This is a genomic window from Variovorax sp. GW821-FHT09D07 (assembly GCF_059416345.1).
Map to the genome: position 1 here is coordinate 285,363 of NZ_JBWKOY010000005.1, position 22,516 is coordinate 307,878.

General features: G+C 66.4%; 20 protein-coding genes and 3 tRNA genes. 9 read left to right on the plus strand and 14 right to left on the minus strand.

The features are described 5' to 3' along the window. Window positions 1-4: 4 nt before the first annotated feature. Together AC07OX_RS20065 and AC07OX_RS20070 are read right to left on the minus strand one after the other, a co-directional pair. Window positions 5-823 carry a DUF3592 domain-containing protein gene (locus AC07OX_RS20065; RefSeq protein ID WP_159277140.1) on the minus strand — a complete coding sequence of 273 codons (819 nt, stop codon included), beginning with the start codon at window positions 821-823 and terminating at the stop codon, window positions 5-7. Between the two features lie 46 nt (window positions 824-869). Next, complete coding sequence (locus tag AC07OX_RS20070) at window positions 870-1,127, minus strand: TIGR04438 family Trp-rich protein (RefSeq protein ID WP_062482640.1); 258 nt, start codon at window positions 1,125-1,127, stop codon at window positions 870-872. Window positions 1,128-1,234: 107 nt separating this feature from the next. Here AC07OX_RS20070 and AC07OX_RS20075 point away from each other — a divergent pair, with 107 nt between their 5' ends. After that, the gene (locus AC07OX_RS20075; RefSeq protein ID WP_062482639.1) at window positions 1,235-1,540 is read left to right on the plus strand and encodes a c-type cytochrome; all 306 of its coding nucleotides are present in this window, start codon (window positions 1,235-1,237) and stop codon (window positions 1,538-1,540) included. A gap of 30 nt (window positions 1,541-1,570) precedes the next feature. Here AC07OX_RS20075 and AC07OX_RS20080 read toward each other — a convergent pair whose 3' ends face one another. Together AC07OX_RS20080 and acs are read right to left on the minus strand one after the other, a co-directional pair. Next, window positions 1,571-2,071 carry a Signal transduction histidine kinase gene (locus tag AC07OX_RS20080; RefSeq protein WP_070060479.1) on the minus strand — a complete coding sequence of 167 codons (501 nt, stop codon included), beginning with the start codon at window positions 2,069-2,071 and terminating at the stop codon, window positions 1,571-1,573. Between the two features lie 199 nt (window positions 2,072-2,270). Then, window positions 2,271-4,268, minus strand: coding sequence for an acetate--CoA ligase (acs, locus tag AC07OX_RS20085; RefSeq protein ID WP_159271966.1), 1,998 nt, complete (start codon window positions 4,266-4,268; stop codon window positions 2,271-2,273). Window positions 4,269-4,421: 153 nt separating this feature from the next. Here acs and AC07OX_RS20090 point away from each other — a divergent pair, with 153 nt between their 5' ends. Continuing rightward, window positions 4,422-5,057 (plus strand): YqhA family protein, encoded by a 636-nt coding sequence (locus AC07OX_RS20090; protein ID WP_095947778.1) that lies wholly within the window; start codon window positions 4,422-4,424, stop codon window positions 5,055-5,057. On the opposite strand, the gene AC07OX_RS20095 is transcribed toward AC07OX_RS20090, so the two are convergent. Then, a complete protein-coding gene (locus AC07OX_RS20095) occupies window positions 5,054-5,965 on the minus strand; it encodes a LysR family transcriptional regulator (RefSeq protein ID WP_095947779.1) in 912 nt (303 codons plus the stop codon). The two genes, AC07OX_RS20090 and AC07OX_RS20095, sit on opposite strands and share 4 nt — an antisense overlap. A 107-nt stretch (window positions 5,966-6,072) precedes the next feature. Here AC07OX_RS20095 and AC07OX_RS20100 point away from each other — a divergent pair, with 107 nt between their 5' ends. After that, window positions 6,073-6,690 (plus strand): NAD(P)-dependent oxidoreductase, encoded by a 618-nt coding sequence (locus tag AC07OX_RS20100; RefSeq protein ID WP_492685534.1) that lies wholly within the window; start codon window positions 6,073-6,075, stop codon window positions 6,688-6,690. A 64-nt stretch (window positions 6,691-6,754) separates the two neighbouring features. On the opposite strand, the gene fumC is transcribed toward AC07OX_RS20100, so the two are convergent. Then, window positions 6,755-8,152, minus strand: coding sequence for a class II fumarate hydratase (gene fumC, locus AC07OX_RS20105; protein WP_495261653.1), 1,398 nt, complete (start codon window positions 8,150-8,152; stop codon window positions 6,755-6,757). Window positions 8,153-8,710: 558 nt separating this feature from the next. On the opposite strand from fumC, the gene proV reads away from it, so the two are divergent. The 6 genes from proV to AC07OX_RS20135 all read left to right on the plus strand — a co-directional run bounded on the left by proV (window position 8,711) and on the right by AC07OX_RS20135 (window position 15,468). Beyond that, window positions 8,711-9,964 (plus strand): glycine betaine/L-proline ABC transporter ATP-binding protein ProV, encoded by a 1,254-nt coding sequence (gene proV, locus AC07OX_RS20110; RefSeq protein WP_062475815.1) that lies wholly within the window; start codon window positions 8,711-8,713, stop codon window positions 9,962-9,964. A gap of 21 nt (window positions 9,965-9,985) precedes the next feature. Next, window positions 9,986-11,167, plus strand: coding sequence for a glycine betaine/L-proline ABC transporter permease ProW (gene proW / locus AC07OX_RS20115; protein WP_495261654.1), 1,182 nt, complete (start codon window positions 9,986-9,988; stop codon window positions 11,165-11,167). 22 nt (window positions 11,168-11,189) lie between these two features. Further along, window positions 11,190-12,200: a glycine betaine/L-proline ABC transporter substrate-binding protein ProX gene (proX, locus tag AC07OX_RS20120; protein WP_495261655.1), complete on the plus strand. Its 1,011-nt coding sequence runs from the start codon at window positions 11,190-11,192 to the stop codon at window positions 12,198-12,200. A gap of 103 nt (window positions 12,201-12,303) precedes the next feature. Then, the gene (locus AC07OX_RS20125) at window positions 12,304-13,857 is read left to right on the plus strand and encodes a fumarate hydratase (RefSeq protein ID WP_056581571.1); all 1,554 of its coding nucleotides are present in this window, start codon (window positions 12,304-12,306) and stop codon (window positions 13,855-13,857) included. Beyond that, the gene (gene murI / locus AC07OX_RS20130) at window positions 13,854-14,663 is read left to right on the plus strand and encodes a glutamate racemase (protein ID WP_495261656.1); all 810 of its coding nucleotides are present in this window, start codon (window positions 13,854-13,856) and stop codon (window positions 14,661-14,663) included. The genes AC07OX_RS20125 and murI overlap by 4 nt, the downstream gene beginning before the upstream one ends. Before the next feature lie 16 nt (window positions 14,664-14,679). Continuing rightward, window positions 14,680-15,468, plus strand: coding sequence for a PA3715 family protein (locus AC07OX_RS20135; protein WP_495261657.1), 789 nt, complete (start codon window positions 14,680-14,682; stop codon window positions 15,466-15,468). 15 nt (window positions 15,469-15,483) lie between these two features. On the opposite strand, the gene AC07OX_RS20140 is transcribed toward AC07OX_RS20135, so the two are convergent. The 8 genes from AC07OX_RS20140 to clpP form a co-directional block, all read right to left on the minus strand. Next, window positions 15,484-16,800, minus strand: a complete 1,317-nt coding sequence (locus AC07OX_RS20140; protein WP_495261658.1) for an MFS transporter — start codon at window positions 16,798-16,800, stop codon at window positions 15,484-15,486. A gap of 32 nt (window positions 16,801-16,832) precedes the next feature. Beyond that, on the minus strand, window positions 16,833-17,480 hold the full coding sequence (locus tag AC07OX_RS20145) for a DUF6806 family protein (RefSeq protein ID WP_495261659.1): 648 nt from the start codon (window positions 17,478-17,480) through the stop codon (window positions 16,833-16,835). A 23-nt stretch (window positions 17,481-17,503) separates the two neighbouring features. Continuing rightward, window positions 17,504-17,595 (minus strand) — tRNA-Leu (locus tag AC07OX_RS20150). Between the two features lie 98 nt (window positions 17,596-17,693). Further along, window positions 17,694-17,767 (minus strand) — tRNA-Cys (locus tag AC07OX_RS20155). A gap of 63 nt (window positions 17,768-17,830) precedes the next feature. Continuing rightward, window positions 17,831-17,906, minus strand: a tRNA-Gly gene (locus AC07OX_RS20160). A 61-nt stretch (window positions 17,907-17,967) separates the two neighbouring features. Further along, entirely contained in the window at window positions 17,968-20,409 is a 2,442-nt protein-coding gene (lon, locus tag AC07OX_RS20165) for an endopeptidase La (RefSeq protein ID WP_139703709.1), read from the minus strand. A gap of 15 nt (window positions 20,410-20,424) precedes the next feature. Continuing rightward, window positions 20,425-21,693 (minus strand): ATP-dependent Clp protease ATP-binding subunit ClpX, encoded by a 1,269-nt coding sequence (clpX, locus tag AC07OX_RS20170; protein ID WP_062475840.1) that lies wholly within the window; start codon window positions 21,691-21,693, stop codon window positions 20,425-20,427. A 110-nt stretch (window positions 21,694-21,803) separates the two neighbouring features. Next, entirely contained in the window at window positions 21,804-22,412 is a 609-nt protein-coding gene (clpP, locus tag AC07OX_RS20175; protein WP_062475843.1) for an ATP-dependent Clp endopeptidase proteolytic subunit ClpP, read from the minus strand. Between the last annotated feature and the right edge of the window lie 104 nt (window positions 22,413-22,516).

Below are 22,516 nucleotides of genomic sequence, written 5' to 3' on the forward strand. Positions count from 1 at the left end.
GGCATCAGCCCATCATCCACGCGCCGTAGCCGAAGGCAGCAAAGCCCAGGCCGACGATCGCGAAGATGGCCCGGGCTTCGAAATCCATCGCCGGGGGAAAGCTCTGCACGACGAAGTGCAGCAGCGCCCCCGCGCCGATGGTGAGAAAACCCGCACCGAACTGCTTCATCGCACTGTCGTCGGGATAGAGAAACACCAGCGCGAAGCCGGCCAGGAACACCACGTTGGCCAGCACCGTGCCGCGCGTGCGCCATTTCTTCTGCGTGGGCGTCGGCTCGCGCACCGGCGCCGGCCGGCCCCTGCGACCCTCCTTGAGCGCCATGCCGGTGAAGAACAGGCCGAACATCGTCGGAAAGCCGCCGAAAAGGCCGAGCCCCCAGACGATGCCCCACATGTTCTGGAAGTCGGCCACCAGCGCCTGGGCCGGGTCGGCGGTGCTGTAGCGCACCTCGACCGCATCGCCCCATTCCTTGTCCGACAGGCTGCCGCCGAGCCCCTTGACGCGGCGCTTCTGCCCGTCGGCGGCGGTGTATTCGACGAGGGGCGCGCGCGTGGTGGTGACGTAGCCCTTGCTGTCCTTGCTGCGCTCTTCCACGAACTCGACCAGGCTGCCCTGCGTGCTGGCCGTGCCCGCGATCGACTGGTAGCGCTGCCAGCCCACCGTGACCGCGCCGTACAGGCCGGCGCAGCCGATCAGCAAGGCGCCGATGCCTGCGCCCCAGAAAAAAGTCTTGAAACGCCCGACCAGCGCGCCGACGGCCGGCCCGACCAGCAGCGACAGCCCGAAGACGAGCAAGGCGTGGGTGGCGGCTTCGTCGTCCATGGCGCGCGTCCTGTCGGCATGCGACGCGGGTGACGGAGCCGTGAGTTCAGCGGCGCGGGCGCTGCTGCCCGTTGCTGGTGCGCAGGCCCATGTTGGTCTTCTGGCGATCGATGCGCGCCTGCTTGCGCCGCTCTTCGCGCTCGATGACCTTGCGCTTGGTATAGCCCGACGAATCGGCCCAGGCCCACCAGGCCAGCGCCAGCGCGAACGGGCTCAGCACGATCCACCAGCTCCAGCCGGCGACCATTCCCACTTCGAAATATTTGAGGGCTACACCGAGCAGGCCCAAGAGCAGAAACCACATCGCGAATACCCTCCGAGTTGGTCGGTATCGCCGCCGGTGCGTGTGCACCGCGCTACCTACAATCGCGTTGGATCGAATGTAACTCAGCCCTTACGAAAACAGTCCCCATGAAAAGAACGATGTTGATGGCAGCCCTGGGCCTCGGCCTCGCGGCGCCCGCCTTTGCCGACCTGGCCCTTGCCACGTCGAAGAACTGCATGAGCTGCCACGCGGTCGAACGCAAGGTGCTCGGGCCGTCGTTCAAGGACATCGCGGCCAAGTACAAGGACGACAAGGGCGCAGCCAACACGCTGGCCACCAAGATCATCAAGGGCGGCTCGGGCGTGTGGGGCCCGGTGCCGATGCCGGCCAACAACCAGGTCAGCGAAGCCGATGCGAAGAAGCTCGCGGCCTGGGTGTTGTCGACGAAGTAATCAGAGAAACGAAGCGCGCGACACGTCCGGTCAGATGCTCGGGTTGATGTCGCTGGGCAGCGGACGGCGCTCGATGCGGTCCTCGAGCTGCCCGATGTGCGCCGCCACCGTGTTGTCGGTCTGGTCCGAACGCAGCTTGACCGCGCTTTCCAGCTGATCCATGCGCGCCAGCAGCGCCGTGTGCCGGTCTGCGTTGTGCGACATGTGCTGCTTCTCCTGCGCTTCCAGGAAGTTGCGCAGCTCGGTGAAGCGCGAGGCCTCGGCCTTGTCGGCGAGGTCGCGCTGGGTCTGCATTTCCTTCGTGTGGCGCTTGGTCTCCAGCAGCACCGAGCTGTGCAGGTACAGCACGTACACGAGGAAGAAGGCTGCGAGCACGGCCGTGAGCCCCAGCATGATCAGCCCCAGCGGCGCCGACACGCTCATGAAGCCCAGCCACACGTCGGTGGGTGCCGACAACGTGCCCCAGTTCAGCGCGGCAAGCCCCGCGATGAGCAGCACGATGACAAAAAGAAAAGCGGATCTCACGCCCATGTGGCGCCTCCTTGCAAACAACCGATCACGATGACAAAAGCCGCGCGCCTGTCGTGGCGCGCGGTGACGACATCGGTTTTACCTCAGCCAGGAGGCCGCTTTGGTGCACATGGCCGCACAAACGGCCATGTCCTACACCTCTGTACAGCAGGTTCGTGACAACTGTTCCGGAATGGCCGGATTCGGCCAATCCCGTGGTTCAGTTCGTCTCGGATAGCTGGTCGAGGATCGCCGGATTTTCGAGCGTCGACGTGTCCTGCGTGATCGCCTCGCCCTTGGCGATGCTGCGCAGCAGGCGCCGCATGATCTTGCCGCTGCGCGTCTTGGGCAGGTTGTCGCCGAAGCGGATGTCCTTGGGCTTGGCGATGGGGCCGATTTCCTTGGCGACCCACGCACGCAGCTCATTCGCGATCTGCTTGGCCTCTTCGCCGGTCGGGCGGGCGCGCTTGAGCACGACGAAGGCGCACACGGCCTCGCCCGTCACGTCGTCGGGACGGCCCACCACCGCGGCTTCGGCCACGAGGTCGGTCTTGGACACCAGCGCCGATTCGATCTCCATCGTGCCCAGGCGGTGGCCCGACACGTTGAGCACGTCGTCGATGCGGCCCGTGATGCGGAAGTAGCCGCGGTCGGCGCTGCGCACTGCGCCGTCGCCGGCGAGGTAAATCGTGCCGCCCATCTCTTCGGGGAAGTAGCTCTTCTTGAAGCGCTCGGGATCGTTCCAGATCGTGCGGATCATCGAGGGCCAGGGTCGCTTGATGACCAGCATGCCGCCCGCGCCGTTGGGCAGGTCCTTGCCCGTCTCGTCGACGATGGCGGCCATGATGCCCGGCAGCGGCAAGGTGCACGAGCCCGGCACCAGCGGCGTGGCGCCCGGCAGCGGCGTGATGACGTGGCCGCCCGTTTCGGTCTGCCAGAAGGTGTCGACGATCGGGCAGCGCTCGCCGCCGATGTTCCGGTGGTACCACATCCACGCTTCGGGATTGATCGGCTCGCCGACCGAGCCGAGGATGCGCAGGCTGGTCAGGTCCCAGTTCTTCGGATGCACCTTCTCGTCGCCTTCGGCCGCCTTGATGAGCGAGCGGATGGCGGTGGGCGCGGTGTAGAAGATCGAGACCTTGTGCTTCTGGATCATTTCCCAGAAGCGGCCCGCATGCGGGAAGGTGGGGATGCCTTCGAACACGACCTGCGTGGCGCCGGCCGCGAGCGGGCCGTAGGCGACGTAGGTGTGTCCGGTGATCCAGCCGATGTCGGCGGTGCACCAGAACAGGTCTTCGGGGCGGATGTCGAAGGTCCAGTCCATCGTGAGCTTGGCCCACAGCAGGTAGCCGCCGGTGGCGTGCTGCACGCCCTTGGGCTTCCCGGTGGAGCCCGAGGTGTAGAGGATGAACAGCGGGTGCTCGGCATTGACCGGCACGGGCGCGCACTCGGTGCTCTGCCCGGCCAGCGCTTCGGTGAAGGTCTTGTCGCGGCCCTCGACGCGGTTCCACGCGGTGGGCGTGCGCTCGTACACGAGCACGGTCTTGAGCGTGTCGCAGCCGCCCAGTGCGATGCCGTCGTCCACGATGGCCTTCAGCGGCAGTTCCTTGCCGCCGCGCAGCTGGTAGTTGGCGGTGATGACGGCCACGGCGCCCGCGTCGATGATGCGTTCCTGCAGCGCCTTGGCCGAGAAGCCGCCGAACACCACGCTGTGGGTGGCGCCGATGCGCGCGCAGGCCTGCATGGCGACCACGCCCTCGATGGTCATCGGCATGTAGATGATGACGCGATCGCCCTTGCGGATGCCCTGCGCTTTCAGCGCGTTGGCGAACTGGCTCACGCGGGCCAGCAGCTCCTTGTAGGTGACGCGGGTGACGGCGCCGTCGTCGGCTTCGAAGACGATGGCGGTCTTGTTCTCGACGGGGGTGCCGATGTGCTTGTCCAAGCAGTTGGCACTGGCGTTGAGTTCACCGTCGCCGAACCATTCGTAGAACGGCGCCTTCGATTCGTCCAGGGTGCGGGTGAAGGGCTTCGTCCACTGCAGGTTGTCCTTGGCCAGGCGGGTCCAGAAGCCTTCGAAGTCCTGTTCGGCTTCCTTGCACAGCGCCTCGTAGGCGGCCATGCCGGCAATGCGGGCGCCTTCGGTGGCGCGGGCGTCGGGCGGGAACACGCGGTTCTCGACCAGGACGGATTCAATGTTCTTCGATGCGCTGCTCATGCTCTTGTCTCCTGATTGAATGCGGCCGTAATGTCGGGGCACGCACTTACGGGCCACTGACGGGGTCGATGTTAGTTCGCAGGGTTATCACGAGTGCGTCACTGGGAGACCTCTAGAATCGCCCGACTTTTTACACCTGTCTTCTTACTCCCCATGTCCGCCCCCGATCCTTTCGACGCCCGGAACGCGCCCGTACCAGCGCGCAGTTCCCCGCTGAAGCCCCTGCCCCGGCTCATCTTCGCGAGCCGCTGGCTGCAGCTGCCGCTGTACCTGGGGCTGATCGTGGCGCAGGGTGTGTACGTGGTGCACTTCCTGGTCGAGCTGCTGCACCTCGTCGAAGCCGCCTTCGGCAACAAGGACGCGCTGCAGGCCCTGATCGCGAGCATCGGCTACAAGACCACCGCCCCCGTCGGCTCGCTCAACGAGACGGTGATCATGCTGGTGGTGCTGGCGCTGATCGACGTGGTGATGATCTCCAACCTGCTGATCATGGTGATCGTGGGCGGCTACGAGACCTTCGTGAGCCGCATGGACCTCGAAGGCCACCAGGACCAGCCCGAGTGGCTGAGCCACGTGAACGCCTCGGTGCTCAAGGTGAAGCTGGCCACCGCCATCATCGGCATCAGCTCGATCCATCTGCTCAAGACCTTCATCAACGCGGACAACTACACCGACAAGGTGCTGATCGCGCAGACCGTGATCCACATCGCGTTCCTGTTCTCGGCCATGGCCATCGCGTACACCGACAAGCTGATGAACGAGGCGGCCGCCGCCAACGCCCACCACTAGGAAGGCGTGTCCCAGGCCGGCACTTCGGTGAAGCGCTCGGCCAGGAAATCGAGCAAGGTGCGCAGCGCAGACGGCATGTGCTTGCGCGAGGCGTACACCGCATACACCCCCAGCACCTGCGGCTCGTGATCGGGAAAGAGCGACACCAGCTCGCCCGATTGCAGCAACCCCGACGTCAGATAGGTGGGCAGCATCGCGATGCCCGCCCCGGCCCGCGCCAACGCCATCAGGCTGGCCGCGTCGTTGGTCGAGAGGTTGCCGGCCACGGCCACCGAGACCGGCAGGCCGTCGGCCTTGCGCGTGAAATTCCACAGGCTGCGACCGAAATACGAATGCGTGAGGCAGTTGCGCTGCGCCAGCTCTTCCACGCGCTGCGGCTGGCCGTGCGCCTTCAGGTAATCGGGCGTCGCGCAGACCACCGAGCGGCACACCGAGAGCCGGCGTGCGATGAGGTTCGGATCGATCTCGGACGACACGCGAATGGCGAGGTCGATGCGCTCGTCCACCAGGTTCACCGCGCGGTCGAGCAGCACCAGGTCGACCGCCACGCCCGGGTAGCGCCGCACGTAGTCGGCCACCGCGCCGGCCAGCTGCGCCTGCGCGAACGAGGTGCTGGCCGTGATGCGCAGCTGCCCGCTCGGCGCCTCGGCCGGGTGGCGCACCGCCGCCTGCATGTCGCCCGCGAGTTCGAGCACCTGGCGGCAGCGCGGCAGCAGCTCCTCGCCCGCCGCCGTGAGGCTCAGGCGGCGCGTCGTGCGGTGCAGCAGGCGTGCGCCGGTCCATTGCTCCAGTTCGGCTACATAGCGCGTGACCACCGGGCGCGACAGGTCGAGCTTGTCGGCCGCGGCCGAGAGGCTGCCCGCGTCCACCACGGTCACGAACACCCGCATTGCGTTCAATCGGTCCATTCGAACGATTTTAGGAATAAAGAAGCGCGGAATTCGAGGTATTTCTTTCGAAACCAGAAACCTAAGATGCGGTTCATCCCCTTCCCAACTTTTGACTGGAGTCCCTCATGAGCCACATCGCCATCCTCGGCGCCACCGGACGTGCCGGCGGCCGCCTTCTCGAAGAAGCGCTGCGCCGCGGCCACACCGTGACGGCCATCGCCCGCCATGCCAGCGCAAAGCTGGCCGGCCGTGCCAACGTCAAGACCGTCGATGTCGACGCGCTCGACGCCGCCGCCCTCGAAAAGGCCGTGGCCGGGCATGACGCCGTGTTCAGCGCGGCGCATTTCGCCACCGTGCCGCCCGCGGCCGTCATCGAGCCCGTGAAGCGCGCGGGCGTGAAGCGCCTGCTGGTGGTCGGCGGCGCCGGCAGCCTGTTCGCAGCGCCCGGCCTGAAGGTGATCGACACGCCGAACTTCCCCGATGCCTACCGCGCCGAAGCCACGGCTGGCGGCGTGTTCCTGGACGCGCTGCGCAACGAGAAGGACCTCGACTGGACCTTCCTGTCGCCCTCGGCCGAATTCGTCGAAGGCGAGCGCACGGGCAAGTTCCGTCTGGGCAAGGACGACCTGCTCGTGAGCGCCGAAGGCCGCAGCTGGATCTCCTTCGAGGACTACGCGATCGCGTTCATCGACGAGCTCGAGAAGCCCGCGCACTCGCGCCAGCGCTACACGATCGGCTACTGATCGATCGGCCGGCAACGAAAAAGGACCCTCGCGGGTCCTTTTTTCATGAGGGCTACCGAACGAATCAGCGACCGGTCATGTTCTCCGGCACCACCCACGCATCGAACTGCTCGGCCGTCAGGTGCCCCGACGCAATCGCCGCCTCGCGCAGGCTCGTGCCTTCCTTGTGCGCCTTCTTCGCGATGTACGCCGACTTGTCGTAGCCGATGTGCGTGTTCAGCGCCGTCACCAGCATCAGCGAACGCTGCACCAGCTCCGTGATGCGTTCGCGGTTCGGCTCGATGCCCACGGCGCAGTGGTCATTGAAGCTCACCATGCCGTCGGCCAGCAGGCGCACGCTCTGCAGGAAATTGTGGGCCACCATCGGACGGAACACGTTCAGCTCGAAGTTGCCCGAGGCGCCGCCGATATTGATGGCCACGTCGTTGCCGAACACCTGCGCGGCCAGCATCGTGACGGCCTCGCTCTGCGTCGGGTTGACCTTGCCCGGCATGATCGACGAGCCGGGTTCGTTCTCGGGAATGCTCAGCTCGCCGATGCCGCTGCGCGGGCCGCTCGCGAGCCAGCGCACGTCGTTGGCGATCTTGTTCATGCTGGCGGCGAGCGTCTTGAGCGCGCCGTGGGCATGCACCAGCGCATCGACGCTGGCCATGGCTTCGAACTTGTTCGGCGCCGTGACGAACGGCAGGTTCGTGAGCTTCGCCAGCTCGGCCGCGACCTGCTCCGCATAGCCCTTGGGCGCATTGAGCCCGGTGCCGACGGCCGTGCCGCCCAGCGCCAGTTCGCACAGGTGCGGCAGCGCGGCGCGCACGTGCGCCTCGCCGTGCGCCAGCTGCGCCACGTAGCCCGAGAACTCCTGACCCAGCGTGAGCGGCGTGGCGTCCTGCAGGTGGGTGCGGCCGATCTTCACGATGTCGGCGAAGTCTTCAGCCTTCTTCGCCAGCGTGCCGCGCAGCTTGGCGATGGCGGGCAGCAGCTTGTGCGTGATGGCCTCGACGGCCGCCACGTGCATGGCGGTGGGGAACACGTCGTTGCTCGACTGGCTGCGGTTCACGTCGTCGTTCGGGTGCACGAGGCGCCCTTCCCCGCGCTCGCCGCCGAGAATTTCGCTCGCGCGGTTGGCCAGCACCTCGTTGACGTTCATATTGCTCTGCGTGCCCGAGCCGGTCTGCCAGACCACCAGCGGGAACTCGCCCGGATGCTTGCCGGCGATGACCTCGTCGGCCGCGGCCACGATGGCGTTCGTCTTCTTCTCGTCCTGCAGGCCCAGCGCGTGATTGACCACGGCCGATGCGCGTTTGACCTGGGCCAGCGCCTTGATGATCTCGCGCGGCTGCTGCTCGCCGGAGATGTCGAAGTTCTGCAGCGAGCGCTGCGTTTGCGCGCCCCACAGCTTGTCGGCCGGCACGTCGATCGGGCCGAAGGTGTCGCGCTCGGCACGGGTCTTGGGAGAAGTCGTCATGAGAAAAATGGCTCCACAGTCTTGGATGGTTGCGCCCGCTCACCGGGCGCGGTGCCGAGTATGGTCTCAATAAGAATGGCTCGCATCTGACGAGGCCTTTCGCCCGGGTCCCACAGACACGATACGCCCGTGGGTTGACTCGCGTCATGCCAAAAAGTTATAATTAGCGGCTTCCGACGACCAACAAGTCATGTTGGTCACCCTTGCACTACTCGCGGATCAGCGAATCCCGTCGCGGTGCAAGGCCCTTCACGCCGGGCCCAGCCCGGCAAACCGGCCGGATCTTTTTTCCGGCCCCATTGCCACGTCACGCTCATCCAGGCGGCGCCCCTCGACCAGGCCCGTTGTCTGCGAATGAAGCATCCGGCGGGCACTGGCTTCGTCGCCAAGTCGTCTTCAGTGCCTGTCGGCAGCCCTCGGGGCTCGCCGGGCCATTGCATGCGCATGCGCAATCTTCATGCGCGCTGTCGGGCAGCTCCCTCATCGGGCTGATGGCGTGGCCGTTGCCGCCCTCCGGGGCGGTGCTGTGTCCACCCTTCACTCAAGGAGCCCCGGCATATGGCCAAAGGAATTCTCATCGACCATGTCTTCAAGGTGTTCGGCGACTCGCCCGAACAAGCCCTCGAGCTGGTCCGCCAAGGTTTTTCCAAGAAGGAAATCCTGGCGAAGACCGGTCAGTCGATCGGCGTGTTCGATGCCACCTTCGAGATCCAGGCCGGCGAGATCTTCGTGATCATGGGCCTGTCGGGCTCGGGCAAGTCGACGCTGGTGCGGCTGCTCAACCGGCTCATCGAGCCGACCGCCGGGCGCATCGTGATCGACGGCGCCGACATCAACGAGCACTCCGACAGCAAGCTGCGCGCGCTGCGCCGCAAGGACATCAGCATGGTGTTCCAGTCGTTCGCGCTGATGCCGCACATGACGGTGCGCGAGAACACCGCCTTCGGCCTGGAGCTGTCGGGTACACGCAAGAAAGACCGCCTCGCGCAGGCTGACCTGGCGCTCGCGCAAGTGGGCCTTTCGGGCTGGGGCGACAGCTACCCCGACGAGCTCTCGGGCGGCATGCAGCAGCGCGTGGGCCTGGCGCGCGCGCTGGCGTCCGACCCGTCGATCCTGCTGATGGACGAGGCCTTCTCTGCGCTCGACCCGATCATCCGCACCGAGATGCAGTCGGAGCTGCTGCGGCTGCAGCAGGTGCAGCGCCGCACCATCGTCTTCATCTCGCACGACCTGGACGAAGCCATGCGCATCGGCGACCGCATCGCGATCATGAAGGACGGCCACGTGATCCAGGTCGGCACGCCCGACGAGATCCTGCGCACCCCGGCCGACGACTACGTGCGCAGCTTCGTGCGCGGCGTGGACGCGGCGGCGGTGTTCAAGGCGGCCGACATCGCGCGCAAGTCGCTCACCGTGGTGTGCGAGCACCCCGAGCGCGGCGCGCGCGCGGCGCTCAAGCTGCTCGAAGACCAGGACCGCGACTTCGCCTACGTGACCAGCCCGACCAAGCGCTTCCTGGGCGTGGTGTCGGCGGACACGCTGCGCGGTGCGCTCGACGGGCATTCGGGTCCGCTCGGACTGCAGCACGCCTTCCTCGAGGACCTGCCGCGCATCGACGCCGAAGCCCCCGTGGCCGGCCTGATCGGCCAGCTCGCGCAGGCGCCCTGCGCACTGCCGGTCGTGGCCGGTGACGGCCGTTTCTGCGGCGCGATCAGCAAGACGACGCTGCTGCGCTTCCTCGACCGCGACACGCCGCCGATCGAACCCGTCTCGCCGCATGCCGCGCCCGCACTCGCCGCCGAGCCGCACTGAATTCACGAAGGACCTTGAACGATGAACGACACCACATTGCCTTCCGACCTGAACGCGCCCCTGCTGGACACCCCCGTCCTGGACACGCCCGCCGCGCCCCCCGCCCTCGATCCGTGGGAAGCCATCTCGGCCGCACCTGACACCTCGGCCGCCAGCGCCTGGCTCGACGCCCCGGCGAACACCGCGCACGCCCTCGCCGGGCAAGCCGACACCGCCACCAACGGCTTCGCACTGCACCGCCTGTGGGACGGCTCGCTGCCCGTCGAGGCCTGGATCAACCAGGGTCTGGGCTGGGTGGTGGAACACTTTCGCCCCTTCTTCCAGACCGTGCGCCTGCCGATCGACAGCACGCTCAACTCGGTGCAGGGCCTGCTCACCGCCCTGCCCGCGCTGCCGATGATTGCGCTCATCGGCCTGCTCGCCTGGCAGTTCACCGGCCGCGCGCTGGCCATCGGCACCGTCGTGTCGCTGATGCTGGTGACCGTGCTGGGCATCTGGCCCGAAGCGATGGTCACGCTGTCGCTGGTGCTGACCTCATTGGTGTTCTGCATGGTCATCGGCCTGCCGCTGGGCGTGCTGCTGGCCAGCAGCGACCGGGCCCAGCGCGTGATGCGCCCGGTGCTCGACGCCATGCAGACCACGCCGGCCTTCGTGTACCTCGTGCCGGTGGTGATGCTGTTCGGCATCGGCAACGTGCCGGGCGTGATCGTGACCATCGTCTTCGCGCTCGCCCCGCTGGTGCGCCTGACCAACCTCGGCCTGCGCCAGGTGCGCCCCGACCTCATCGAAGCCGCGCGCGCCTACGGCGCCTCGCCCTGGCAGATGCTCGTGAAGGTGAAGCTGCCGCTGGCCATGCCGTCGATCATGGCGGGCATCAACCAGGCGCTGATGCTGTCGCTGTCGATGGTGGTGATCGCCTCGATGATCGCCGTGGGCGGCCTCGGCCAGATGGTGCTGCGCGGCATCGGCCGGCTCGACATGGGCCTGGCCACCGTCGGCGGCCTGGGCATCGTGCTGCTGGCGATCACGCTGGACCGCCTGACGCAGGCCATGGGCAAGTCGCGCCGCAGCGCCGGCCACCGCTGGTGGCACACCGGCCCGGCCGGCTTCGCGCTGCGCCTGCTGCAGCGCCTCGTGGGCACGCCCTCGCGCGGCTCGCACGCCGACGACGCCGTGCCCGCCCTTTCCGCGCAAGCGCACTGACCATCACGGAGGACACCCACGCATGAAGACCACCCGCCTCTTCTTCGCCCGCGGCCTCCTGGCACTGGGCTTCGTCGCCTTCGGTGCGACCGCACAGGCCGCCAACGACCTGCCCGGCCAGGGCATCACCGTGCAACCGCTGAAAAGCTCGCTCGCCGAGGAAGCCTTCCAGACGCTGCTGGTGATGCGCGCGCTCGAGAAGCTCGGCTACAAGGTCGAGCCGATGAAAGACCTGGAGCCCGCCACCGAGCACCTGGCCATTGCCAATGGCGACGCCACCTTCATGGCCAACCACTGGAGCCTGCTGCACGCCGACTTCTACAAGAACAGCGGCGGCGACGCCAAGCTGTGGCGCCAGGGCACGTACTCCGACGGCGCGGTGCAGGGCTACCTGATCGACCGCAAGACCGCCGAGCAATACAACATCACGAGCATCGCGCAGCTGAAAGACCCGGCGATTGCCAAGCTGTTCGATGCCGACGGCGACGGCAAGGCCGACCTCACCGGCTGCAACCCCGGCTGGGGCTGCGAACTGGCCATCGAAAACCACCTGAACGCCTACCAGCTGCGCGACAGCGTGACCCACAAGCAGGGCAGCTACGCGGCGCTCATGGCCGACACCATCGCGCGCTTCAAGCAGGACAAGCCGATCCTCTACTACACCTGGACGCCCTACTGGGTCAGCGCCGTGCTGCGCCCGGGCGCCGACGTGGTCTGGCTGCAGGTGCCCTTCTCCCCCGCGCAGGCCGGCGCGCAGGTCGACACCCGGCTGCCCAATGGCCGCAACTACGGCTTCCTGGCCAACGAGCAGCGCATCGTCGCCAACCGGGCCTTCATCGAGAAGAACCCCGCCGCCGGCCGCCTGTTCGAGGTGATGAAGCTGCCGATCAGCGACATCAACGCACAGAACCTGCGCATGAGCGAAGGCGCCAACAGCATGCAGGACGTGACGCGCCACACCGACGGGTGGATTCGGGTGCACCAGGCGACCTTCGACGGCTGGATTGCACAGGCGCGCGCCGCGGCCCGGTAACACGGCCTCACCCCCGCGCCGGCGCCCTTTCGCCCGGCGCCGGCCTGCGGTATTGGTGGCTGAGATAATCGAGGGCGTTCCCCCTCCAAGAAGACTCCCCACCATGACGACCACGATCCAGCAGGCCGACCTGATCGAATCGATCAGCGCCGCGCTCCAGTACATCAGCTACTACCACCCCGCGGACTACATTGCCCATCTGGCCAAGGCCTATGAGCGCGAGCAGAGCCCCGCCGCCAAGGACGCCATTGCGCAGATCCTGACCAACAGCAAGATGAGCGCCACGGGCCACCGCCCGATCTGCCAGGACACCGGCATCGTCAACGTGTTCCTCAAGGTGGGCATGGACGTGCGCTGGGGCGGCTTCACCGGTTCGCTGGACGACGCCATCAACGAAGGCGTGCGCCGCGGCTACAACCACCCCGACAACACGCTGCGCGCCTCGGTCGTGGGCGACCCGCAGTTCGATCGCAAGAACACCAAGGACAACACGCCCGCGGTGATCTTCACCGAGATCGTTCCCGGCAACACCGTCGAGGTGACGGTGGCCGCCAAGGGCGGCGGCAGCGAGAACAAGAGCAAGCTGGTCATGCTGAACCCCGGCGACAGCGTGGTCGACTGGGTGCTCAAGACCGTGCCGACCATGGGCGCCGGCTGGTGCCCGCCCGGCATGCTGGGCATCGGCATCGGCGGCACCGCCGAGAAGGCCGCGCTGATGGCCAAGGAAAGCCTGATGGACGACCTGGACATGCACGAGCTGCAGGCCAAGGCCGCCTCGGGCGCCGAGCTCACCAAGGTCGAGGCGCTGCGCCTCGAGCTGTTCGAGAAGGTCAATGCCCTGGGCATCGGCGCGCAGGGCCTGGGCGGCCTGGCCACCGTGCTCGACGTCAAGATCCAGATGTACCCCACGCACGCGGCCAGCAAGCCCGTGGCGATGATCCCTAACTGCGCCGCCACGCGCCACGCGCACTTCGTGATGGACGGCAGCGGCCCGGTCTACCTCGATCCGCCGTCGCTGGACCTGTGGCCCGACGTGAACTGGGCACCCGACGAGAAGAAGAGCAAGCGCGTCGACCTGAACAAGCTCACGCCGGCCGAAGTGGCGAGCTGGAAGCCGGGCGACACGATCCTGCTGAACGGCAAGATGCTCACCGGCCGCGATGCCGCGCACAAGCGCATCCAGGACATGCTGGCCAAGGGCGAGAAGCTGCCGGTCGATTTCACAAACCGCGTCATCTACTACGTCGGCCCGGTCGACCCGGTCGGCAACGAAGCCGTGGGCCCCGCCGGCCCAACCACCGCCACGCGCATGGACGGCTTCACCGAGATGATGCTGGCCGAAACGGGCCTGATCGCCATGATCGGCAAGGCCGAGCGCGGCCCGGTCGCCATCGAGGCCATCAAGAAGCACAAGAGCGCCTACCTCATGGCCGTGGGCGGCGCCGCTTACCTCGTGAGCAAGGCCATCAAGACCGCCAAGGTCGTGGGCTTTGCGGACCTGGGCATGGAAGCCATCTACGAATTCGACGTGGTCGACATGCCCGTGACGGTGGCGGTCGATGCCGGCGGCACCAGCGCGCACATCACCGGCCCGGCCGAGTGGCAAAAGCGCATCGCCAGCGGCGAGTTCAAGACCATTCCGCTGGAAGTCGCTTGAACCCGGTCGGCGTGTTCGACAGCGGCGTCGGGGGGCTGAGCACGCTCGCCGCGCTGCAGGCCGAGCTGCCGACGGAACGCTTCGTCTACTTCGCCGACACCGCGAATGCGCCGTATGGCGAGCGCGGCGACGCCTACGTCATCGCGCACTCGCGCCAGGTGGTCGAACACCTGCTGCGCGCGCACGACATCAAGGCGCTGGTGGTGGCCTGCAACACGGCCACCACGGCGGCGATCCACGTGCTGCGCGCCGAATTCCCCGCACTGCCCATCGTGGGCCTGGAGCCGGCGCTCAAGCCCGCCGTGGCGACGAGCCGCACCGGCCACATCGCGGTGCTGGCCACGCGCGGCACGCTGGCCAGCGCCCGGTATGCAGCGCTGCGCGATTCCTTTGCAGGCGCGACGACCGTGCGGCCCGTGCCGTGCGACGGCCTCGTGAAGGCCATCGAAGGCTTTGACAGCGCCACCATCGCCGCGCTGTGCGAGCGCTACATGGCGGAAGCAGGCCCCTTCGGCGACGGGCCAGGCGAGGTCGACACCGTGGTGCTCGGTTGCACGCACTATCCGCTCGTGAAAGACGAACTGCAGCGCCACGCACCGCCGACGCTGCGCTTCATCGACACCGGCGCACCGGTCGCGCAGCAGACGCGCCGCGTGCTGGCGTCGCTCGGCCGGCTGGCCGACGGTGGCAGCGAAGCGCTGGTGCTCGAGAGCAGCGGCGACCTGGCGGTGCTCGAAGCCGCCGCAGCGCGCTGGCTGCCTGCACGCGCGCGAGGCGCTTCGGTGTCGGCGGCGAACGCTGCCTGACATCCACTCACCCGCCATGCGCGCCCTCTTCTTCCTGCGTCATGCACTGGTCCTGCTGGGCCTGGCCTCGGCCGCCGGCCTGGGCCACGCCGCCTGCGAAAGCGGGCTGGCCGAGCGCATGCACGCCAAGCTCTATCCGAAGCAGCCCCTCGACGAACGGCTGGCCGCGTGCAAAGTCTGGCCGGCGTTTCCCGGTCGCAGCATCGTGGTGCTGCCCATGCCGCGCGAAACCACGGACAAGGGCGCCAAGGTCTTCGACCTGGCGCTGCTGCTGATCCAGCGGCCCGACAACGGCAACACCGACCGCGACACGGTGATCGGGCGGATCTTCCTGCCCGAGGCGCTCGACGAAGACGCCACCACCGCAATCCAGGAGATTCGCGTCGACACCTCGCGCTACGTGCTGTCGGCCGACACGCGCGCCTTCGGCCTGCGCGTGCGCTACCGCGGCAACAGCCCGACCTCGGGCCCGCAGGCCAGCGAGACCGTGCGCCTGTACGTGCAGCGCGGCAACAAGCTGCAGCAGGTGCTGCAGGAGATCGAGCTCGACCACGACAACGGCGGCTGGGACGCCACCTGCACCGGTCATTTCGAGAAGCTGCGCACCATGCTGTCGGTCGCCCGCACCACGAGCAACGGCCTGGCCGACCTGCAGCTGTCGCGCACGCTGGTGCAAAGCCGTGCGCAGGAACAGGAAGACCAGGGCTGCGTCGAGAAAGCGCTGCCCGCCAAGTTCAGCACCGTGACGCTGCGCTATGACGGCGAGCGCTTCAAGGTGCCGAAGTCGCTGCAGCAGACGCCCTGAGGCGCCGGGGCGCCGCTATCGCGCAGCAGCCTTGTCGTGCAGCGCAGCCCTACGGCCGCGTTGCATGTCGATCGGCAGCAGCAGCAACAGCCCGCCGATGAACAGCACCGCGGTCGAGAGGATCGCGATGCGCTGGTTGCCGCCGGTGGCCCAGGTGATGGCGCCGAAGCTCAGCGGGCCGATGATGCTGGCCAGGCGCGTGGCAAAGGTCCAGAGGCCGAAGAATTCGGCCAGTTGCTGTGGCGGCGCGAGGTAACCCGTCATCGCGCGCCCGGCCGACTGGCTCGAGCCCATCGCCAGCCCCGCGATGGCGGCGGCCCACCAGAAGCCGCCCTTGGTCGTGACCCATGCGGCAATCACGCACACCGCGATCCACGCGAGCAGCGTGGCGGCCAGCGACACCTTGTGGCCGATGCGGTCCTGCACGTAGCCGAAGGCGAAGGCTCCGACCGCCGCCGCAACGTTGAGCACGAAGATCAGCACCATCGTCTCGCTCGCGACGAAGCCGATCACCTGCTCGGCGTAGATCGCCGCCAGCGTGATCGCGACCGCCACACCGCCCTGGTAGCAGACGGTGCAGACCAGCAGCCACATGAAGTCACGGTAGGCGCGGGCCTGCTGGAAGGTGGTGCGCAATTGCCGCCAGGCGCTGTCCTGGCCACGACTGGCCTGCGGCACGGCGCGTTCGGGCAGCAGCGCGAAGGTGACGCAGGCGGCCACGCCGTAGATCGCCGCCGTGATCAGCATCGTGACCGGCACGAAGTGCGCTGCCGGCAGCCCGCGCGCTTGCGACCACAGCACGTACGCCAGGCACAACCCCAGCGCCAGCATGCCGCCGACATAGCCGAAGGCCCAACCCCAGCCGCTCACCTTGCCCATGCCCTCGGCCGTTGCCAGCTCGGGCAGGAAAGCGCCAGTCAGCGACTCGCCGTAGGAATAGAACGCGTTGGAGACGATCACCAGCGCCATCGCGAGCGCAACGCCCATCGGGCCGCCCGCGAAGCCCGGCGTGAGCGCCAGAGCCGCCGTGGCGAGCACGCAGCCCGTGGTCGTCATGACCAGCACGCGCTTCTTGGCGGCGCGCAGGTCGGCCCAGGCGCCGATGGCGGGCATCGTGAGCATCACGATGGCGTACGAGGTGCTGAGGGCCGCGGTCCACGCGAAGGTGGCCCATGGCGCGCCCTTGGCGATGCCGCCGACGAAGTAGGCGGCGAACACCGCCGTGATCACGACCGTGGTGTAGCCTGAGTTGGCGAAGTCGTACATCGCCCAGCCGAACACCTCGCGCTTGCGCACGCCGGGGCGCAACGCGGAGGCTGGGAACAGGGCCATGCGGCCTTAGGACCGGGCGGGAAGCCGAAGGATCAGTGCAGGTGGCGCGGACGACGACCACCGCCGTGGCCACCACCGCTGCCGCCGCTGCCGCCGCCGGCGCCACCGGCACCGCGCGGACGCTTGCCGATCTCGAGCGAGTTCACGAGGGCGTCGAAGCGGTCGCTGAAGAGGCGATCGATCTCGGCGACCACGCCGCCCAGCTCGGCGCCGTCGAAGTGGCGTTCCATGAGGTTGACCACGTCTTCGACCAGCAGGTCGCGCTGCACCTGCATGATCGCGGCCGGGTTGGGACCCACGAACAGCATCAGGAAGTCGTCGCGCGACTCTTCGTCAGGGTCGCCCTCTTCCTCGTCGAAATCGGTGTCGTAGAAGGTGACTTCGATCGCGGCGCCGCGCTCGGAGAGTTCGTTCAAGCCCATGCACATCTCGTCGAGCGCCTGGCGGAAGTCTTCGTCGCCCGGCACGGTCCAGCAGATCTGCAGCGTGTGGTCCTTCTGCTCGAAGCGGATGCCGGGTTCTTCTTCGTAGGTGCTGGTGGCACCGTCGGCCAGCGATTTGGCGCCTGCGTATTTCCAGAGCGGCCGCAGCGCCTCCTGGATCTGCTCGAAGCTCACGTCCGAGCGCAGCGGCACATCGCCATGCACATGGATCTCAAATGGAGCGTTGTAGCGAGGCATCAAATACTCCCTTGTAAATATGGTGGTACCCGGAACGGGGGTCGAACCCGTATGCCCCGATTAAGGAAGCGGCGGATTTTAAGTCCGATGTGTCTACCAATTTCACCATCCGGGCCTCGGGTTGAACATCGACGATAACCCAAATGAAACAAGCCCCGGCAACGTCGGTTGGCGGGGCTTGTGTATCGGAGCCGATCGGTCTTGACGAGAGGGTGGAGGCGCGACCCGGAGTCGAACCGGGCTAGACGGATTTGCAATCCGTTGCATAACCGCTTTGCTATCGCGCCACGCTGAATAACGAAATCGAACTGCGAAAAAAAGGGAAGCTGCTTGCTTCCCTTTTTCAAAACTGGAGCGGGAAAAGAGTCTCGAACTCTCGACCTCAACCTTGGCAAGGTTGCGCTCTACCAACTGAGCTATTCCCGCGTTTCGAGCCTCAAATTATATACCAGTTTTTTGAGGCTTCACAAGTTCTGCAATCAATCGATCAATGTTTCACCGAGCCTTCGACGGCCGGCGCTCCAGCGCGCTGCTTGGCCAGTTCGGCCACCGCAGCAGCCGAAGCGGCTACCTCTTCGTCGGACAGCGGCTCGGGCATCTTCTCGAGCGCAATCTCGAGCACCTTGTCGATCCACTTCACCGGCACGATCTCGAGGCCGTTCTTCACGTTCTCGGGAATGTCCTGCAGGTCCTTGGCGTTCTCTTCGGGGATCAGCACGGTCTTGATGCCGCCACGCAGGGCGGCCAGCAGCTTTTCCTTCAAGCCGCCGATGGCGGTGACTTCGCCGCGCAGCGTGATCTCGCCGGTCATCGCGACGTCGGCACGCACCGGGATGCCCGTGAGCGCCGACACGAAGGCCGTCGTCATCGCCGCACCCGCGCTCGGGCCGTCCTTGGGCGTGGCGCCGTCGGGCACGTGGATGTGGATGTCGCGCTTCTCGAACACCTCGTCCTTGATGCCCAGGCGGCGCGAGCGGCTGCGCACCACGGTGCGTGCGGCCTCGACCGATTCCTTCATCACGTCGCCCAGCGAACCGGTGCGGCTGATCACGCCCTTGCCGGGCATGGTCACGGCTTCGATCGTCAGCAGGTCGCCGCCGACTTCGGTCCACGCAAGGCCGACCACCTGGCCGACCTGGTTCTGCTTCTCGGCCAGGCCGAAGCTGTACTTGCGCACGCCGAGGAACTCGTTGAGGTTCTCGCCGTCGACCGTGACCTTGGGCGTCAGTTGCTTGAGCAGCAGGCCCTTCACCACCTTGCGGCAGATCTTGGACAGCTCGCGCTCCAGCGAACGCACGCCGGCTTCACGCGTGTAGTAGCGCACGATGTCGCGCACGGCGGCTTCGGTGACGGCCAGTTCGTCGTCCTTCACGCCGTTGTTCTTCATCTGCTTGGGCAGCAGGTACTTGATCGCGATGTTGGTCTTCTCGTCTTCGGTGTAGCCCGAGAGGCGGATGACTTCCATGCGGTCCAGCAGCGCCGGCGGGATGTTCATCGAGTTCGAGGTGGCGACGAACATGACGTCGCTCAGGTCGAAGTCGACTTCCACGTAGTGGTCGCCGAAGGTGTGGTTCTGCTCGGGGTCGAGCACTTCGAGCAGCGCGCTCGACGGGTCGCCGCGGAAGTCAGTGCCCAGCTTGTCGATTTCGTCCAGCAGGAACAGCGGGTTGCGCGTGCCGATCTTGCTCAGCCCCTGCAGCACCTTGCCCGGCAGCGCGCCGATGTAGGTGCGGCGGTGGCCGCGGATCTCGGCTTCGTCACGCATGCCGCCCAGCGCCATGCGGGTGTACTTGCGGCCGGTCGCCTTCGCGATCGACTGCCCCAGCGAGGTCTTGCCGACACCCGGTGGGCCCACGAGGCACAGGATGGGTGCCTTCACCTTGTCGACGCGTTGCTGCACCGCGAGGTATTCAAGGATGCGGTCCTTGACCTTCTCGAGGCCGTAGTGGTCGGCGTTGAGCACGGCCTCGGCATTGGCCAGGTCGTGCTTGATCTTGGTCTTCTTGCTCCACGGCAGGCTGATGAGCACGTCGATGTAGTTGCGCACCACCGTGGCTTCGGCCGACATGGGCGACATGAGCTTGAGCTTCTTGAGCTCGCCCTCGGCCTTCTTCAGGCCTTCCTTGGACATCTTGGCGAGCTTGATCTTCTTCTCGATCTCCTCGATGTCCGCGCCCTCTTCGCCTTCGCCGAGCTCCTTCTGGATGGCCTTGACCTGCTCGTTGAGGTAGAAGTCGCGCTGGTTCTTCTCCATCTGGCGCTTCACGCGGCCACGGATCTTCTTGTCGACATTCAGGATGTCGACTTCGCGCTCGAGCTGGCCGAACAGGTTTTCCAGGCGCGCCTTGACGTCGTCCAGGTCGAGCACGGCCTGCTTGTTGTCCAGCTTGAGCGGCAGGTGGGCAGCGATGGTGTCGGCCAGGCGGCCGGCATCGTCGATGCTCGAGATCGAAGTGAGGATCTCGGGCGGGATCTTCTTGTTCAGTTTGACGTACTGGTCGAACTGCTGCATCACCGCGCGGCGCAGCGCCTCGACCTCGGTGCCCTTCTCGCCGCCTTCGGGCGCCTCGACGGGCGTCACGTTGGCCGAGAAATGCGTTTCGCCGTCATCGATGCGGTTCACGCGGGCGCGCTGCTGGCCTTCGACCAGCACCTTCACGGTGCCGTCGGGCAGCTTGAGCATCTGCAGGATGGTCGAGACGCAGCCGACCTCGAACATGTCCTCGACCGAGGGCTCGTCCTTGGCGGCGGCCTTCTGGGCCACCAGCATGATGCGGCGCTCGGCCTCCATCGCCAGCTCGAGCGCCTTGATGCTCTTCGGGCGACCCACGAAGAGCGGGATCACCATGTGGGGAAACACCACGACGTCCCGCAGCGGCAGCAGCGGCAGGTCGAGGGCTTCGGGGGGCAATGGGGTATGACCAGACATGAGCGTCCTTGTCCTTTAGGCCTTTTTCGCCGTTTCGCGGTACACGAGCAGCGGGGGCTTGTTTTCGTCGATGGTCGATTCCTCGACCACCACCTTGTCGACATTGGTCGCGTTCGGCAATTCGAACATGGTGTCGATCAGCGACTGTTCAAGGATCGAGCGCAGGCCGCGCGCACCGGTCTTGCGGGCCAGCGCCTTGCGTGCGATCGCCTTGAGCGCCGCGGGACGGATTTCGAGGTCCACGCCCTCCATCTGCAGCAGCTTGGTGAACTGCTTCACCACCGCATTCTTGGGCTCGGTCAGGATCTGAACCAGCGCGTCTTCGCTCAGCTCGGCCAGCGAGGCGACCACGGGCATGCGGCCCACGAGTTCGGGGATCAGGCCGAACTTGATCAGGTCTTCAGGCTCGACTTCGCGGAACACCTCGGTGATGCTGCGCTGGGCCTTGCTCTTTACTGCGGCGCCGAAGCCGATACCCGAGGCCTCGGTGCGGTTTTCGATGACCTTCTCGAGGCCTGCAAAGGCGCCGCCGCAGATGAACAGGATGTTGGTCGTGTCGATCTGCAGGAAGTCCTGGTTCGGGTGCTTGCGACCGCCCTGGGGCGGCACGCTGGCCATGGTGCCTTCGATGAGCTTGAGCAGCGCCTGCTGCACGCCCTCGCCCGACACGTCGCGGGTGATCGAGGGGTTGTCGGACTTGCGCGAGATCTTGTCGATTTCGTCGATGTAGACGATGCCGCGCTGGGCGCGCTCGACCTCGTAGTTGCAGCTTTGCAGCAGCTTCTGGATGATGTTCTCGACGTCTTCGCCGACGTAGCCGGCTTCGGTCAGCGTGGTGGCGTCGGCCATCACGAAGGGCACGTCGAGCATGCGCGCGAGCGTTTGCGCCAGGAGCGTCTTGCCCGAACCCGTGGGGCCGATCAAGAGGATGTTGCTCTTGCTGAGCTCGACCTCGTCGCCCTTGGTGTTCTTTTCCTTGTGGCGCAGGCGCTTGTAGTGGTTGTAGACCGCCACCGACAGCATGCGCTTGGCCGGCTCCTGGCCGATCACGTAGTTGTCGAGGTTGGTCTTGATCTCCAGCGGCGTGGGCAGGTCGCTGCGCGCGTCGCGCGCTTCCTCACCGGCCGGCAGCTCGTCACGGATGATCTCGTTGCACAGGTCGATGCATTCGTCGCAGATGAAGACCGAAGGGCCCGCGATCAGCTTCTTGACCTCATGCTGGCTCTTGCCGCAGAACGAGCAATAAAGCGTTTTTTCGCTGGAGGTGCCTTTTTTTTCGGCCATGGACTTTTGCCTCGTGACAGGGTATGGACAATGATAACTAAACAAAAACGGCGTTTCCCGTGTGGGAAACGCCGTTTTTGCCATTCTGGCGCCCGCGGCGCCGGGCGGCTTTAACCGCGCTGGGAGACGACCTGGTCGACCAGGCCGTAATCCTTGGCCTCGTCGGCAGTCAGGAAATAGTCGCGCTCGGTGTCCGACTTGACCTTTTCCAGCGGCTGGCCAGTGCGTTCGGCCAGGATGCGGTTCATCTGGTCCTTGGTGCGCAGGATGTCGCGCGCATGGATTTCGATGTCGGTGGCCTGGCCGCGTGCGCCGCCGAGCACCTGGTGGATCATGATCTTGGAGTTGGGCAGCGAGAAACGCTTGCCCTTCTCGCCGGCCGCCAGCAGGAAGGCGCCCATGCTGGCCGCGAAGCCCAGGCACATGGTCGACACCGACGGCTTGATGAACTGCATCGTGTCGTAGATCGCCATGCCGGCGCTCACGCTGCCGCCCGGGGAGTTGATGTAGAACGAAATGTCCTTGTCCGGGTTCTCGCTCTCGAGGAACAGCAACTGGGCCACCACGAGGTTGGCGGTCTGGTCGTTGACCTCGCCCACCAGGAAGATGATGCGTTCCTTGAGGAGACGCGAGTAGATGTCATACGACCGCTCGCCGCGGCCCGACTGCTCGACGACCATCGGGATCATGCCGAGGCCTTGAATTTCCTGTGCGCTCATGAATTTGCTCTCCGGAAAATGGATTCGTTCGCTCTGATTGAACTGTACGCCTGAGTGAAATGGGGCTCGTGCCGCAAAGCACAAGCCCCATCGGCGTTGCTGCA

Coding starts and splice junctions, on each gene's coding strand:
- fumC (WP_495261653.1), bottom strand. CDS start 8,152: ATGACGACTTCTCCCAAGACCCGTGCCGAGCGCGACACCTTCGGCCCG.
- AC07OX_RS20080 (WP_070060479.1), bottom strand. CDS start 2,071: ATGGGCGTGAGATCCGCTTTTCTTTTTGTCATCGTGCTGCTCATCGCG.
- AC07OX_RS20140 (WP_495261658.1), bottom strand. CDS start 16,800: ATGGCCCTGTTCCCAGCCTCCGCGTTGCGCCCCGGCGTGCGCAAGCGC.
- AC07OX_RS20065 (WP_159277140.1), bottom strand. CDS start 823: ATGGACGACGAAGCCGCCACCCACGCCTTGCTCGTCTTCGGGCTGTCG.
- clpP (WP_062475843.1), bottom strand. CDS start 22,412: ATGAGCGCACAGGAAATTCAAGGCCTCGGCATGATCCCGATGGTCGTC.
- AC07OX_RS20070 (WP_062482640.1), bottom strand. CDS start 1,127: ATGTGGTTTCTGCTCTTGGGCCTGCTCGGTGTAGCCCTCAAATATTTC.
- clpX (WP_062475840.1), bottom strand. CDS start 21,693: ATGGCCGAAAAAAAAGGCACCTCCAGCGAAAAAACGCTTTATTGCTCG.
- proW (WP_495261654.1), top strand. CDS start 9,986: ATGAACGACACCACATTGCCTTCCGACCTGAACGCGCCCCTGCTGGAC.
- lon (WP_139703709.1), bottom strand. CDS start 20,409: ATGTCTGGTCATACCCCATTGCCCCCCGAAGCCCTCGACCTGCCGCTG.
- AC07OX_RS20095 (WP_095947779.1), bottom strand. CDS start 5,965: ATGGACCGATTGAACGCAATGCGGGTGTTCGTGACCGTGGTGGACGCG.
- AC07OX_RS20100 (WP_492685534.1), top strand. CDS start 6,073: ATGAGCCACATCGCCATCCTCGGCGCCACCGGACGTGCCGGCGGCCGC.
- AC07OX_RS20090 (WP_095947778.1), top strand. CDS start 4,422: ATGTCCGCCCCCGATCCTTTCGACGCCCGGAACGCGCCCGTACCAGCG.
- acs (WP_159271966.1), bottom strand. CDS start 4,268: ATGAGCAGCGCATCGAAGAACATTGAATCCGTCCTGGTCGAGAACCGC.
- proX (WP_495261655.1), top strand. CDS start 11,190: ATGAAGACCACCCGCCTCTTCTTCGCCCGCGGCCTCCTGGCACTGGGC.
- AC07OX_RS20125 (WP_056581571.1), top strand. CDS start 12,304: ATGACGACCACGATCCAGCAGGCCGACCTGATCGAATCGATCAGCGCC.
- proV (WP_062475815.1), top strand. CDS start 8,711: ATGGCCAAAGGAATTCTCATCGACCATGTCTTCAAGGTGTTCGGCGAC.
- AC07OX_RS20135 (WP_495261657.1), top strand. CDS start 14,680: ATGCGCGCCCTCTTCTTCCTGCGTCATGCACTGGTCCTGCTGGGCCTG.
- AC07OX_RS20075 (WP_062482639.1), top strand. CDS start 1,235: ATGAAAAGAACGATGTTGATGGCAGCCCTGGGCCTCGGCCTCGCGGCG.
- AC07OX_RS20145 (WP_495261659.1), bottom strand. CDS start 17,480: ATGCCTCGCTACAACGCTCCATTTGAGATCCATGTGCATGGCGATGTG.